We start from the raw sequence: 13,357 nt of genomic DNA, 5'->3' as shown, positions 1-13,357 counted from the left end.
CATCCCGCTCTAGGGAAGCCTCTCATGACGCCCGACTCCACCGCACCGCCCGCCGCCAACCGCCCCTTGCGCTGGATCATCCCGATCTACGCGATCCTCGCCTTGGCCGCCTTCGCCTTTCCGGCGGGCCTGCGCGGCTGGCTGGAGGACCGCGACACGGACGGCAGGCTCTGGCTGCCGATCGCCATCGCCCGCCAGATCGAAGCCGCCTCCGACGCCGTCGGCGTCAAACCCGTCGGCGCGCATCTCAGAGCCTGGTTCGGCAAGCTGATCGGCGATGACGAATCCTGACGGAATCGCCAAATTTCTGCAAGCTTTTTTCAGGTGCGATTCAATGAAATCAATGGCTTGCAAGAGAAAAAACGAAAAAATGTAACTCCCAAGGTGGGTCAATTCGCCGTAAAACATTGAAGGAAAACGACTTTCTCTCAAAACGGCCGCCGCCGAGACGAACGATTCGTCGGCTTTTCACCCAATTTTAACGATTCCGCCCAACATCGGCTTCGAAAAACCTAATGATATCAGTGCTAAGAAATTCCAGACCACCCACCTTGGGAGTTACTAAAAAATAATGGGACGAAAGGTTGGGCGGTCTTTGCTGGCGCGGTCGCTGGCGGCGCTCGATCATGGCCTGGATTCCTGTTTAATGGGAACAGAAGCCGACTATAGCGCAAATCTTGATTTTCAGAAAGAAATTGCTGCGACAATCCGCAATTTGCCGAGGGTCGCCGCATAGGGATCGCACAGGGTCAGGCGGCCGGCGGGCAACATTGTCAGCGCCAGATTTCCAGAAGTTCGACGTTTAGCGAGAGCTGCGCGGCCGTCGCGTTGCCCATATCGTCGACTCCTCCGATTGAGATTCATTGCGATCCCACCGAACCTCGTATATGTTCTTAGTATGTTCTTACAGTGGAGTATGAATCACGCTTGGTCTCGGAACGGAAAGCGCGCAACGGCGTTAATTGCCGGCGCGGACCGTAATTAGTCGGCGTCTGCGAATCGGTCGTTAAGGAAGCTGTGCGAAACTCTGGTCTGATCAATCCGTAACAAGGAGGCCGTAACGGTCTGTATGCTCCTTGCTTCTGGGCGCCATCTGCCCGCCATCGCACCCCCAATACACATGTTGATCATGGGGTTGCAAGAGCGAAAGCCATGCATTATGACAGACGTATGTATCCAGCCACCGCTGCGAGGGGTCGACATGGCTTGGGGCGATCGACTGAGGGCCGCCGAGCCTTACATTATCGGATTGGGCGGTCCTATCGCGCTTTGCCTATTGGCGACAATCGTGCCGCAGGAGTTCTCGCAGACAGCAAAACTCGCGGCCCTTGAGGAGAAGGCGGCTGCACTGCAGTCACACGTCGACGACCGATTTAGTTCCGCTGAAAAGGTCATATCGACCCAATATGCGGCGCTGGGCAGTCGCTTTGATGACCTCTCCAGGAAACTGGATGATCGCTTCGATGACATCTCCAAGAAACTGGATGATCGGTTTGGCGCGGTCAACCAAATGGTTGCTAAGGATGAAGTACAGCTCGTAGCCATCGACGCTCGGCTCGACCAACAGGAACTGGACCCCAACAAGATTCTCGGCAGATTTGGTGGGCTGTTGGATGCCAATATGCGTGACACGACAGCCTTCGTATATCACGGGCGCGTGTACCTCCTTCCTAGAACAAGGGAAATTGCGGACGCTCTTACGTCGGGCGGGTTTAAGCGTGAGCAGCTCACCCCGGTGATCCAGGCGTTTGTGGTGACCACAGCGAACGCGGTCCAATCGGAGCCAGACACAGACGGACCTGCTCAGACTGGTAAATGAATGGCGCGAGTGGGTGCCGGAAGTCTGCCAAATTGGAATTACAGTGGTGGTGTGGACCGTGCCCACACCGGCATCCGGCTCAAGTGAGAGCCATGCCAAAATGGTTGTCGTTGAAGCGACCATTTACCATTTGAAGGAGCGCCGTCCACACCATCACCGTAACGCGTTCGGTCGACGGCATCCGTGATGCATTGCCGACCTGGTGACGCGCATGCGCGGTGGGGATTGAAATTGGCAACGTCGTCGATACTTCCAGGTCGCTCATGCGGAGAGTGCACCCTCTGCTGCAAGGTTCTGAGCGTTGCAGAACTGGCAAAACCCAAAGACAAATGGTGCTCGCAGTGCGATATTGGTCGTGGTTGCAAAATCTACGACCATAGGCCTGATCAATGCCGCGATTTTCATTGTGGCTACCTCACTTCGCGGGATTTCGGCGAACATTGGTTTCCTGCTCAAAGCAAACTCGTCGCGGTCGCAGAATTGGACGGGGCGCGAATCGCGATCCACGTCGATCCAGGCTGGCCACACGCTTGGAAACGGGAACCGTTTCGTTCGGACATAGAAAAAATGTCAGAGTCGGCAGCCTCAGAAAACTATCAGATCGTTGTGACTATCGGAAAGCACGCGATCGTAATTTTCCCAGGCGAGGAAGTTGATCTCGGAATAATAGGCGACGACGAGGTGATAGCCACAAGGCGATCTCTGACGGCTAGCGGTATCAAACTCGAAGCGTTCAGATTGAAGGCCAACGATCCGATGCTCAGCTAGCGCAGTTTCAGTCGCTGGGCGAGCCATTGACTTCGGATGATCATGGCGCGACGATTCTACGTCTATGGGGGGCCGGCCAATGCGATTGATCGGTTGGGGGGCGGGTTTGGCGATCGCGGCTGTGGCGGCTTCGCCGGCGCTCAGCGAGGACGTCGCCGCGTGCAAGGCAATTCCGGACGCAGCCCGCAGGCTTGCCTGTTACGACTCCGCGGCCACTCCGCCGTCGACGCAAACCACTCCGAATGCCGACGCCACCGCGACTGCCGCGCTCGCGGCGGCGATCACCACGCCGCCATCGGCATGGAGCTTCGACGAGAGCAAATCGCCAATCGACGATAGCCTGCAGGTGGCCGCGAGTAATCAAACCGAGGAAGGGAACGGCAAGAATGCCATGCTCATTGTCCGGTGCAAGGAGCATCAGACCGACCTGTTTATTGGCTCGACAGATTTCTGGGGCATTTTTGTGGGAGATCAGCGCGTGCCTGTTCTGTATCGGGTCAACGAGCTCCCGGCCGTCGAGCAGAAGTGGATTCCGGGGCGCGGCGGCTCAATAAGCAGCAGTTCCGCATTCATGCCAGACGAAAGGAACCTAGCCAGGATCCTCAGTGCACTACCCGATCACGGAAAAATCTTCTTCAGAGTGACAGATTATCAAGGCGTGTATCATGACATGACGTTCAAGCTAGATGGGATTGACGCAGTGCGCCAGCGCGTCGGCGCCGCTTGCAAGTGGTCTTCAATGGCGAACGCTAAGGCGAGCGGGAAATAGCGCCATCCCCAATTTCTGGCGGACGTGTGGACCGAGGTCGCTCAAAGGGGCAGCCACGTCCAGTTCAAGCATCCAACCAAGCCGGCCCGCGTCACAATCGTCAGCCCGAAGAAAGACATCCCGATCGGGACGCTTCGCAGCATCGAAAAGCAGGCAGGACTGAAACTGAGGCAATCGCCATGCGTCCATATATCGCTTTGATCCACAAAGACGCCGACAGCGATTTCGGCGTTTCGTTTCCCGATCTTCCCGGCTGCGTCGCGACAGGGCAAACGCTCGACGAGGCGCGCGACATGGCCGCTGAGGCCCTTGCCCTGCACCTTGAAGGGCTAGAGCAGGACGGCGAAGCCATCCCCGAGCCGTCAACCCTTGAAGCCGTCATGGCGAATGCGGAAAATCGCGACGGCGTGGCGATCCTCGTCGCGGCGCCCACCGCCGCCGTCAAAACCATCCGGATCAACATCGCGTTGCCGGAAGACGTCCTGATGGCCATCGACCGCTACGCGGAAGCCAACGGCTACAGCCGCTCGGGCCTTCTGGTCAAAGCGGCGAAGATGGCGATCGCCGCTTAGGCCTGCTGCGTCAGAAAGTTCCCCTCTCCGCGAAGCGGGGAGGGGTTAGGGGTGGGGTAGTGTGATGTTGGGATGCTCAAGTCCTGCGCCCCTGAACCTCGCCGGCGAATCGACCTTCGCGAGCGAGCCTTGTCCTGGAAAGCCGCTGCGCCGGTTGGCGCCGCCCCACCCCCGGCCCCTCCCCGCTGCGCGCAGGGCTGTCCGGGGAAACTCAAGCCTGCACGGAGAGCGGGAGGATTTTATAATTGTACAACCTGTGGTCGTCATGGCCGGGCTTGTCCCGGCCATCCACGCGGCGCCGTCGCAAGAACTCTCAACGTTGGCCCCCCCGGCACGGCGTGGATGCCCGGCACAAGGCCGGGCATGACGCGTGGAGGTTGCAACGCCGCCCGGCACCACAACCCATTTCGTTTCCCCGGACAGCCCTGCGCTGCGCGGAGAGGGGAGGAGATCGCGGGCATGATTTTCTGACGCAGTAGAATTAGGCCCGCTCTTTGGATCGATGCGTCACGACGGAACGCGAACCGGAAGCCGCGATCGTTTCGAACGGCGGGACAGAGTTCAGGCGTCGAAAGAAGCGGCGGCGATTGACGGCGATAGCGTGATGCCCTCACAGCAATTCATGCTCCAGCGCCGGCTCAGCAACGGCCGGCGCTTTCGCCGGCCTCGCTCGCCGCCGGGCCGGCAGCCATAGCCCGGCGATGGCGCCGGCGAAGGACAGGATCGCGGCGACGCCCATCGCGGCCGCGAATCCTTCGCTGAACGCCTGTGGCGTCGCGCGGCTTCCGGCCTGGGCGAATACGGCGACGGCGAGCGCGATTCCGAACGCGCCGCCAAGCTGGCGGATCATGCTGAGCGCGCCCGACGCCTTGCCGATATCCTGCGCCGGGGCCGCGCTGACGACCGATTTCTGGACGATCGGTATCGCCATCGCAAAACCGGCGCCGGCGGCGATCATCGGCGCGATCATCTCGGCATAGGCCATCCCCGGCCGCGCAAGGAGCGCGATCCCGCCCAAACCGATCGCCTGCAGCAGCAAGCCAAAGACGACCGCGCCCGACTCGCCGAGCCGGTCGGCGATCGCGCTCGCTTTGGGCGCCGTCAGGACGAGCGCGACGCCCCAAGGCAGCAGCCGCAATCCGGCGGCGAAGGGACTCTGGCCAAGCGCGGCCTGCTGAAACTGCGCCATGAAGAATATGGCGCCCATCAGCGCGCCATTGAGCAGGAACATCGCGGCGTTGCCGGCGGCGAATGCGCGGATGCGAAAGAGGCGCATTGGCATCATCGGCGCGGCGCAGCGCCGCTCCCACACCACGAACAACGCAACGAGCACAGCGCCTGCTGTCAACGACGCGACGATCTCCGGGCTCCCCCAGCCCGCCGCGTTGGCGCGCACAAGCGCCCAGACGAGAGCGAAGGCGCCGCCGGTGGCGAGCGTCAGGCCGCCCATGTCCAACGGCGCGCGCGGTCCGAAGGTTTCGCGCAGGCGGGCGAAGGTCAGCGCGACGGCGATCAGCCCGATCGGGACGTTGAGCCAGAAAATCCATTGCCACGCCAGGCCTTGCGTGATGGCGCCGCCGACGGCGGGGCCGACGACACTCGAGAGCGCCGTGACGCTGCTATAGATGCCGAGCGCCCAGCCCCGGCGCTCGGGCGGGAAGGCCGCGCTGACCTGCGCCAGCGCCAGCGGCATGACCGTCGCCGCGCCAACGCCTTGAATCGCGCGCGCCGCGATCAGCCAGCCGATGCCGGGGGCGAGCGCGCATGCGGCCGAGGCCGCCGTGAACAGCGTCAAGCCGGCGGCGAACACGCCGCGGCGGCCGTATCGATCGCCCAGCGCCGCGCCCGTCATCAGCAACACCGCGAAACTGAGGGTATAGGCGTTCACGGTCCATTCGAGCGACTCGATCGAGGCGCCGAATTCACGCCCCATCTCCGCCAGCGCCGTCGAGACCACCAGCGCATCGAGCGCGACCATCAGCGACGCCGCCGACGTGAGGATGAGCGCCCACGTCCTCACCGCCTTGTCATCCCGTTCCATCATAATCCGGCCTTCCGCTGCTCGAGCCCCGGGCCGCGCGCGCGACATCGACGTCGACAGCGCTCGCGAGCCCTGGGAGCAGAGACGAACGGCAAGCCGCATTCGGACCAGCGGACGCAAAATTATTTCGCCCGGCGCCGGCGGCGGTTTTTGAGCGGAATTTGCAGCGATGGGGTCCGCGGCGCTTCGATGGCCGCCAAGCTCGCATCGTCATTGCGAGCGGAGCGAAGCAATCCAGAGGTCGTGACCTCTACCCATTGGTCACGCTCCTCCGCAATTCGATGTTCCGGCGAGCCCCTGGGGCTCACCGGCGCGCTAGGTCTCCAAGCGGCGGAATTGGGGTCGATGACGCCGCGGCGGAATCGTCAAAGTAGCCCTTCGGCCCTCAGCGCATATTTGAGTTGCATCCGCGCGCCGGTGAGCGCGGGCTTGCCGCTGCGATAGGCGACCTCCAGCATCAGCGCGACGGCATATTGCCAAAGGGGCGCGATCTGGCGCGCGCTCGGCAGTGCAAGAACGAAGTCGCGCGCCTCCGCCAGGGTTGCGATCTTCCGACCGTCCTTGAGCGCGATCGGCTTGCTGAATTGATAGGACCAGGACGAGGGTTTCGACAGCACGGGCGGCCTCCTGCGTTCGGGCGCCGCATGCCAGCGGCGGGTTTGTGTCCCCCAAGTCGCCAAGGTCTCACAGCAAAGTTTAATAAAATTTAAACGAGCGCGCGCCGGCCGGAGCCCTGCGCATGCCGCCGCGACAATCAAGGGCGTTTCGAGCTTTGAAGGCATGGCGTCCCGGAAGGGAATCGAACCCCTGACCCCAGGTTTAGGAAACCTGTGCTCTATCCTGCTGAGCTACCGGGACTTAGGCGCCGTTTTGCGCAAGCGAAAACGCCTCTATCATGAAATTTGAGTCTTCGCACCTGCGAGTCGAGACGGATTTCATGAATCGGCGCGCGCCGCATCTTATGGCCCCCTTGCTTGCCGCGGCCCTTCTGCTCGCCGGCCTCACGCGCGCCGGCGCCGCCTGCCCCGCCGCCGGCGGCGAACGCGCGATCGTCGCATCCGTCACGGAGCGCGGGGAAATCACCCTCGCCGACGGGCGCGTGGCGCGCCTCGCCGGGCTCGACATTCCCGACGCCAGCCGCGGCGACCCGGAAAGCGCGGCAAAAGCGCGCGCCTGGCTGTCGTCGCAGCTTGTCGGCCGCGAAGTGGATTTACGCGCCCTCGCCGCCCGGACCGACCGCTGGGGCCGCCTCCTCGCCGACATGTCTCTGACAGACCAAAGCGAGGCCGCCCCCGCGTCGATATCCCTGGCGCTGCTGTCGGCGGGCCTCGCGCGGGTGCGGCCCGAGATCGAAGCGCGCAATTGCGAGACCGAACGGCTCGCCGCCGAAGATACGGCCCGCGCCGACGGCCTTGGCCTGTGGACCGATCCATATTATGGGGTGGTCGAGGCGACCGACCTCGATGATTTGCGCCAGCGCGACGGACAATTCGCCATCGTCGAGGGCGTTGTGCTACGGGTCGGCGCCGGCCGCGATCGGACCTGGCTCGACTTTGGCCGCCGCGGCAGTTTTACGGCTGTCGTCGTCACGCGTCAGGCTAAGGCTTTCGAGCGCGCCGGCCTCGTCCTGTCGGCCCTTGCGGGCGCCAGAATCAGGGTGCGCGGCGCGATGGACAACAGATTCGGGCTCAGAATGACGATTTCCGAGCCCGAACAGATCGAACAATTGTCCCAGGGCGCTGGGGCCAGCGAGGCGAAGCCGGGCAAATGAGGTTGGGCGAGAAGCATTGGCGGCAGGGGGGGTCGGGCGGCCGCCCCCCAAAATTCCGCGCTTCGGGCTTTTGGCGCCGGGCGCGCATGGGCGTCGTTTGTCTTTTGCCGCTGCTCGCCGCCGCCTGCTCGGCCATGGATGCGCCAGCGCCTTCTTCGGCCGGCGCGGCGCCGGCGGCCGCCCCCCGCACCACCGGCGGCACGCCCGCGGGCACCGAGCGCAAGCATCTCATCGCGCTGTTTGGCGGCGAATATAGCGCGCCGACGACCGAGCGCTATCTCAACGAGATTCTGACGCGCCTCGCCCCCGCCACCCAGACGCCTTCCGAGACCTATCGCGTCACGATCCTCAATTCGCCGATCGTCAACGCTTTCGCTTTGCCGTCGGGCGATATTTTCGTGACGCGCGGCCTGCTCGCCCTCGCCAATGATTCCTCCGAGATCGCCGCCGTCATGGCGCATGAAATCGCCCATGTCACCGCCCAGCACGCGGCCAAGCGCGCCGAGAAGGAGAAGACGGCGGCCTTGTTCGCGCGGGTTTCGACCGCCGTGCTCGACCGGCCCGACGAGGGGCAGGAGCAGGAAGCCAGGGGACGGCTCGGCCTCGCGCAATTCTCGCGCCAGCAGGAATTCGAAGCCGATCAGATCGGCATCAAGACCATCGGCCAGGCCGGCTACGATCCTTTCGCCGCGTCGCGCTTCCTCTCCTCGCTCGGCCGCTGGACGGCGATGCGCGCCTCGCTGCTGGGCGAAAACGCCAATGCCGGCAAGCCCGACATGATGTCGACCCATCCCTCGACTCCCGAACGCATCGCCCAGGCGGTGGTCGAGGCGCGCCAGATCGGCGCACCGGGCGTCGGCGACAGCGGACGCGACGCCTATCTCTCGGCGATCAGCGGCCTGTCGTTCGGCGATGATCCCTCCGAAGGCCTGGTGCGCGGCCCGCGTTTCGTCCATCCCAAGCTCGGTTTCTCCTTCGCCGCGCCCGAGGGCTTCGTGCTCGAGAACCAGTCGGTGGCTCTGATCGGCGTCGGCGAAGGCGGCGCCCAGGCGCTGCGGCTCGACAGCGTCAATGTCGATCCATCGACCGCCCTGGAGACGACGATCGCCTCGGGCTGGATCGACGGATTGAAGACCGCCTCGGTCGAGACCTTGAAGATCGACGACCTTCAGGCGGCGACGGCGGTGGCGCAGGGCGATCAATGGAGCTTCCGCCTTGGCGCCGTGCGCATGGGCCCGAAGGTCTATCGGCTTATTTTCGCGGCGCGGTCGCTGACGCCGGCGGTCGACGCGCGTTTTCGCGCCTCGATCAATTCATTCCATCGCCTGAGCGCGCAGGAGGCGGCCAGCGCGCATCCCTTGCGCGTCGAGATCGTCGAAGCGGGCGCCAGCGACACGCCCGAGACGATGGGCAAGCGGATGGCGATCGCGGATCGTCCGGTTGAGCAATTTCTGCTACTGAACGGGCTGGAGAAAGACGCCGCCCTGAGACCGGGCGCGCGCTACAAGATCGTCGTCGAATGAATGAGGCGCGCCGCGTGCATCGGAAACTGACCGGACCGCTCGTCGCGGCGACCCATAATGCGGGAAAGCTGCGCGAATTTCGCGAGCTTCTCGAACCCTGGCGGATCGCGGTCGTCAGCGCCGGCGATCTTGGCCTGCCCGAGCCGGAAGAGACCGGCGACACCTTCGAGGCCAACGCCAAACTGAAAGCTTTCGCCGCCGCGCGCGCCGCCAAAATGCCGGCGCTGGCGGACGATTCCGGCCTTTGCGTCGAAGCTCTGGACGGCGCGCCCGGCATTTATTCCGCGCGTTGGGCCGGCGGCTCCAAGGATTTTTCCGCGGCCATGACGCGGGTTCAACAGGAGCTTTTGGCCGTCAAGGCGCCGCGGCCCTGGCGCGCGCATTTCATCAGCGCTCTGGTGATCGCGTGGCCCGACGACCATGTCGAATATTTCGAAGGGCGCGTCGACGGAACGCTCGTTTTTCCGCCAAAGGGGAACAATGGTTTCGGCTATGATCCGATCTTCCTGCCGGACGGACATTCGCGCGGCTTTGGCGAGATGAGCGCCGAGGAAAAGCACGGGATCCCCGCCGACGGTTCGCTCGCATTGTCGCATCGCGCGCGCGCTTTTCAGATGCTGGCGCGCGCCTGCCTATGAAGACTGGGGCGACTGGGGGAAGGTCGCCAGTGCGCGGTCGGCTGGCCGTTGAGGGGAATGATCATCGCTTGTAAACGATGCGCTCCTATGATTCGATTGGATGAATGTCAGGAGGCGAACATGGTGGAGCGTGCTTTGGAATCTTTGCTGGAAGCAGCAAAAAAAGCCCAACCCTCCGCGCGGCAGCGAGAAGAGCAGCGTCGTAGTTTCGCGTACGGCAATACGGCCTTCGAAAACAAGCTGATCACGCGCGAAATGATTAACCAGCAGGCGGAATCGATCGCTCGTGAACGCGATGCCGGAAAGCGCTGATCCGCGACGAGAGAGCAGGGCTATCGAGCCTGACTTGATTCGAGATGACTTGGCGCGCGCTGAGGCCGAAGCGAGAAACGGGTTAAGGCAATATGACGCAGGCGTCGCCATATCTCAGTCAGCTTTGGAGCAAGGCTCCTTCAAGCTGCGCCTCTCCACCGTCTTAACGCTCCAACGGGAGGCGCTTGCAGGGATCAGCTTGTTCGCCGGCAATTTCCGACCTGGGCCGGTCGAAATAAGCCATAGCAAACATCGGCCGCCCGAAGCTCACCTCGTTCCTGAACTCGTCGAGCAAATGTGCGACTACGTCAACGACAATTGGGCGCATTCCACCGCTATCCATTTGGCCGCCTATGTCATGTGGAGACTCAATTGGATACATCCTTTTGCAGATGGAAACGGCAGGACATCGCGGATTGTGTCTTACGTCGTTCTGACGGTGCGGTCGGGTTTCATGTTGCCTGGATATCCTACTATTCCAGATCAGATTGTCTCCGACAGAAGGGGTTATTTTGACGCGCTTGATCGTGCAGACGCGGCGTGGCGCAATAACGACACCGTCGATGTTTCGGCGATGGAAGAGTTGCTCGGCGGAATGCTCGCGAGACAACTCGCTGCATTCTATGAAAGCGCTGGCGGAAAGATGGCCTGACCAATGCGTCTATGGTTTTCTTTCTGCTGCCGACATCCTCTTCCAAGGTGGTTTGGCGCATCGAAGCGTCAAAAATCAAGTTAACGCAGCGTACGAGGCGAAGAACCAACCGGGAGGACGCCATGAGCGAGTTCGACAATCGCGAAGAGGCCTTCGAGAAGCGTTTCGCGGTCGATGAGGAACTGGCCTTCAAGGCGCTCGCGCGCCGGAACAAGCTGCTGGGATTATGGCTCGCGCAATTGCTGGGCCTGAGCGGCGCGGAGGCCGATTCCTACGCCGCCGCGCTCGTCGCCGGTCAGGTCGGCGTCGCCGACCCGGACGGACTTTTCAAGATCATCCAGACCAGCCTTGCGCAGGCCAGGGTCGAATTATCAGGCAACCGCATCCGCCGCAAAATGGCCGAGACGATGGATCAGGCCAAAGCCGAGATCATGGCCGGGCGATGAGGTTTTTGAACGCCGCGACAACCGCCTCGTAAACCGGCCGCTTGAAGGACACGATCAGCCCCGGCAAGGTCTCCAGCGGCGCCCAGCGCCAGGCCTCGAATTCCGGCTCGAAAGCGCCCCCGCCCGGCCGGTCGATGTCAATCTCGCTGTCATCTCCTTCGAAGCGGAACGCGAACCATTTCTGCGTCTGGCCGCGATAGCGCCCCTTCCACCGCCCCGCCAGGGCTTCGGGCGGCAGGTCATAGCTCAGCCAGTCCGGCGCCTCGGCGAGCAGCGCAACGTGCGAAATATTGGTTTCCTCGAAAAGTTCGCGCCGCGCCGCCTCAAGCGGCGCCTCCCCTTCGTCGATGCCGCCCTGCGGCATTTGCCATTCATGGCCCGCGACAAGCTCCATGCCGCCGCGCCGCTTCTTGCGGCGACCGAGGAATACTTCGCCCGCGCGATTGAAGACCGCCGCGCCGACATTGCGGCGATAGGGCAATTCGTCCTTCGTCATCACCCGCTCCGTTCGCCGCGATCAGGGATTGGCTTGCGCGGCGGGGCCGGGCGCCCGCGCTGCGATCGACGAGAGCGGGACCAGCGCGAGGCCCCGCGCTTCAAGGCCTGCCGCCCAGCGCCCGATATGGTCGACGCTGACCGGCAGCGCCGTGGCGACGCCGATCGCCGCGCCATTGGCGCGCGCCAAAGCCTCGAGCTTGATGAGCGCCGCCTCGATCGCCTGCGGCGACTGGTCGGCGTCGATCACGACATCGGCGGCCGCGGCGCGAAGATTGAGGCCCGGCGCGATGTCCCGCGCCAGGCTGCGCGGCGACGACCCGTCGTCCAGATAAAGAAGCCCGCGCATCGCGATTTCGCTGAGCACGGGCGACAGCGCGCCCCTGTCGGCGGTGAATTTCGCGCCGAGGAAATTCGTCACGCCGACATAGCCGGTGAAACGCGCCATCAGCCAATGCAGATTGTCGAGATTCTCGCCTTGCGAAAGCGTGCTGAGCAGCGTGTGCGGGCCCGGATTATTGGCGGGATAGTCGAAGGGCTCCATCGGCGCCTGCAGGAACGCCTCATGGCCCGCCTCGCGCGCCTGCGCGGCGTCCTGTTCGACATCCGCGCCATAGGGCGCAAATCCCAGCGACACGGCGCCGGGCAGTTTGACGATCGCGTCTTGCGTGCCGCTTTCGCTCAAGCCGAGACCGCCGACCAGCAGCGCAATGCGCGGCGCGCCGGCCTTGAGCTTGCCCGCTATCAGCGGCGGCCTGGCGTAAGCCTCCGAGGGGCGCGTTCCATCGGCGCCAATGCGCGGCAGCAGGCCATATCGGGATTTGTCGACCAGCCGTTTGTCCGGCGCCGGCGTCAGATGCAGCCCGATCGTGTCGGGCACCTGGATAATCAGCGAGCCCGGCGCGGCCATCCCGCCTCCGCGCACCACTTTGACGCCGCTCGACATCTCGACCTGGCTGGCCGAAGAGGGCGCGAACGGACCGGCAGGCGCCACCGCGGGGGCATTTGGCGCGACCGCCGGAGGGGCCGGCGGCGCTGGGGGGTGCATGTCGACGGAGGCGACGGCATAGGGTTCGCCGCCCAGATGATCGTCCGTTTCCACAAGGAAAACGCCGAGGCCGACGACAAGCGCCGCCCCGGCCAGCAAGGCGAGCCGTCCATAGGGCGCAGCCCGCCTGGATGGCGGCGCGGCCAGGCCCAGCGGCCTGTGCAATTCGTCGCGCTCGTGAAGGCCCGCCATCGATCCCGCTCCGCCCGGCCGTCTGGAGCCAAATCCCTCAAACGAATCAACCCGCCGCGCGGCGCCATTGTCGGCCTGTCCCGACGGCGGGTCGAGCGGAAATTTTGACGCGGCGGCGGAACTCTGTCCGAGGTTTGCGCCGCCCCTCATCCGTCATGCTTCGCATGACGCCTTCTCCCCGCTATGCAAGGAGAATGGGTGCGCGTTTCCCTTCGCCCCGCGTGGCGGCTACGGCATTCACACGAGTGATTCCCATTAGGGTCGATGTGTGATTCAAGCGCCTTTTGTTGCGGGGCGCGATGGGTCATGGC

16 protein-coding genes and 1 tRNA gene are annotated in these 13,357 nt (G+C 63.6%); 11 read left to right on the top strand and 6 right to left on the bottom strand.

Translation table 11 applies throughout. The features are described from left to right. Positions 1-24: 24 nt before the first annotated feature. Both GSQ90_RS17665 and GSQ90_RS17660 read left to right on the top strand, forming a co-directional pair. Positions 25-291, top strand: a complete 267-nt coding sequence (locus tag GSQ90_RS17665; protein ID WP_158816176.1) for a hypothetical protein — start codon at positions 25-27, stop codon at positions 289-291. Between the two features lie 910 nt (positions 292-1,201). Beyond that, positions 1,202-1,819: a hypothetical protein gene (locus GSQ90_RS17660; protein WP_158816175.1), complete on the top strand. Its 618-nt coding sequence runs from the start codon at positions 1,202-1,204 to the stop codon at positions 1,817-1,819. Positions 1,820-1,898: 79 nt separating this feature from the next. Here GSQ90_RS17660 and GSQ90_RS17655 read toward each other — a convergent pair whose 3' ends face one another. Next, positions 1,899-2,084: a hypothetical protein gene (locus GSQ90_RS17655; RefSeq protein ID WP_158816173.1), complete on the bottom strand. Its 186-nt coding sequence runs from the start codon at positions 2,082-2,084 to the stop codon at positions 1,899-1,901. A gap of 582 nt (positions 2,085-2,666) precedes the next feature. On the opposite strand from GSQ90_RS17655, the gene GSQ90_RS17650 reads away from it, so the two are divergent. The 3 genes from GSQ90_RS17650 to GSQ90_RS17640 are packed head-to-tail and all read left to right on the top strand — an operon-like array spanning position 2,667 to position 3,928. Continuing rightward, on the top strand, positions 2,667-3,356 hold the full coding sequence (locus GSQ90_RS17650) for a type VI secretion system-associated protein TagO (RefSeq protein WP_158816172.1): 690 nt from the start codon (positions 2,667-2,669) through the stop codon (positions 3,354-3,356). A gap of 15 nt (positions 3,357-3,371) precedes the next feature. Continuing rightward, the gene (locus tag GSQ90_RS17645) at positions 3,372-3,557 is read left to right on the top strand and encodes a type II toxin-antitoxin system HicA family toxin (protein ID WP_158816596.1); all 186 of its coding nucleotides are present in this window, start codon (positions 3,372-3,374) and stop codon (positions 3,555-3,557) included. Then, the gene (locus tag GSQ90_RS17640; protein WP_158816171.1) at positions 3,536-3,928 is read left to right on the top strand and encodes a type II toxin-antitoxin system HicB family antitoxin; all 393 of its coding nucleotides are present in this window, start codon (positions 3,536-3,538) and stop codon (positions 3,926-3,928) included. Before GSQ90_RS17645 ends, GSQ90_RS17640 begins: the two co-directional genes overlap by 22 nt. A gap of 610 nt (positions 3,929-4,538) precedes the next feature. Here GSQ90_RS17640 and GSQ90_RS17635 read toward each other — a convergent pair. The 3 genes from GSQ90_RS17635 to GSQ90_RS17625 form a co-directional block, all read right to left on the bottom strand. Continuing rightward, a complete protein-coding gene (locus GSQ90_RS17635; protein ID WP_210254923.1) occupies positions 4,539-5,972 on the bottom strand; it encodes a DHA2 family efflux MFS transporter permease subunit in 1,434 nt (477 codons plus the stop codon). A 362-nt stretch (positions 5,973-6,334) separates the two neighbouring features. Further along, positions 6,335-6,586: a hypothetical protein gene (locus GSQ90_RS17630; RefSeq protein WP_158816170.1), complete on the bottom strand. Its 252-nt coding sequence runs from the start codon at positions 6,584-6,586 to the stop codon at positions 6,335-6,337. A 164-nt stretch (positions 6,587-6,750) separates the two neighbouring features. Beyond that, positions 6,751-6,827: transfer RNA gene (locus GSQ90_RS17625), tRNA-Arg, on the bottom strand. Positions 6,828-6,906: 79 nt separating this feature from the next. Here GSQ90_RS17625 and GSQ90_RS17620 point away from each other — a divergent pair. The 6 genes from GSQ90_RS17620 (at position 6,907) to GSQ90_RS17595 (ending at position 11,311) form a co-directional block, all read left to right on the top strand. Next, a complete protein-coding gene (locus tag GSQ90_RS17620; protein ID WP_158816168.1) occupies positions 6,907-7,740 on the top strand; it encodes a thermonuclease family protein in 834 nt (277 codons plus the stop codon). Further along, positions 7,737-9,263, top strand: coding sequence for a M48 family metalloprotease (locus GSQ90_RS17615; RefSeq protein WP_246731656.1), 1,527 nt, complete (start codon positions 7,737-7,739; stop codon positions 9,261-9,263). The genes GSQ90_RS17620 and GSQ90_RS17615 overlap by 4 nt, the downstream gene beginning before the upstream one ends. 14 nt (positions 9,264-9,277) lie before the next feature. Beyond that, positions 9,278-9,901, top strand: a complete 624-nt coding sequence (rdgB, locus tag GSQ90_RS17610) for an RdgB/HAM1 family non-canonical purine NTP pyrophosphatase (RefSeq protein WP_158816593.1) — start codon at positions 9,278-9,280, stop codon at positions 9,899-9,901. Positions 9,902-10,021: 120 nt separating this feature from the next. Then, the gene (locus GSQ90_RS17605) at positions 10,022-10,213 is read left to right on the top strand and encodes a hypothetical protein (protein ID WP_158816166.1); all 192 of its coding nucleotides are present in this window, start codon (positions 10,022-10,024) and stop codon (positions 10,211-10,213) included. Beyond that, positions 10,197-10,865, top strand: a complete 669-nt coding sequence (locus GSQ90_RS17600) for a Fic family protein (protein WP_158816592.1) — start codon at positions 10,197-10,199, stop codon at positions 10,863-10,865. The genes GSQ90_RS17605 and GSQ90_RS17600 overlap by 17 nt, the downstream gene beginning before the upstream one ends. 122 nt (positions 10,866-10,987) lie before the next feature. Further along, the gene (locus tag GSQ90_RS17595) at positions 10,988-11,311 is read left to right on the top strand and encodes an ATPase inhibitor subunit zeta (RefSeq protein WP_158816165.1); all 324 of its coding nucleotides are present in this window, start codon (positions 10,988-10,990) and stop codon (positions 11,309-11,311) included. Here GSQ90_RS17595 and GSQ90_RS17590 read toward each other — a convergent pair. Then, positions 11,295-11,807, bottom strand: a complete 513-nt coding sequence (locus GSQ90_RS17590; protein ID WP_158816164.1) for an RNA pyrophosphohydrolase — start codon at positions 11,805-11,807, stop codon at positions 11,295-11,297. The two genes, GSQ90_RS17595 and GSQ90_RS17590, sit on opposite strands and share 17 nt — an antisense overlap. A gap of 21 nt (positions 11,808-11,828) precedes the next feature. Continuing rightward, positions 11,829-13,046, bottom strand: a complete 1,218-nt coding sequence (locus GSQ90_RS17585; protein WP_158816163.1) for a divergent polysaccharide deacetylase family protein — start codon at positions 13,044-13,046, stop codon at positions 11,829-11,831. Between the last annotated feature and the right edge of the window lie 311 nt (positions 13,047-13,357).

This window comes from Methylocapsa sp. S129 (assembly GCF_009765995.1).
Classification (GTDB): Bacteria; Pseudomonadota; Alphaproteobacteria; order Rhizobiales; family Beijerinckiaceae; genus Roseiarcus.
Note: the sequence above shows the minus strand (reverse complement) of the source record. Positions and strands in the feature narration are given on the sequence as shown.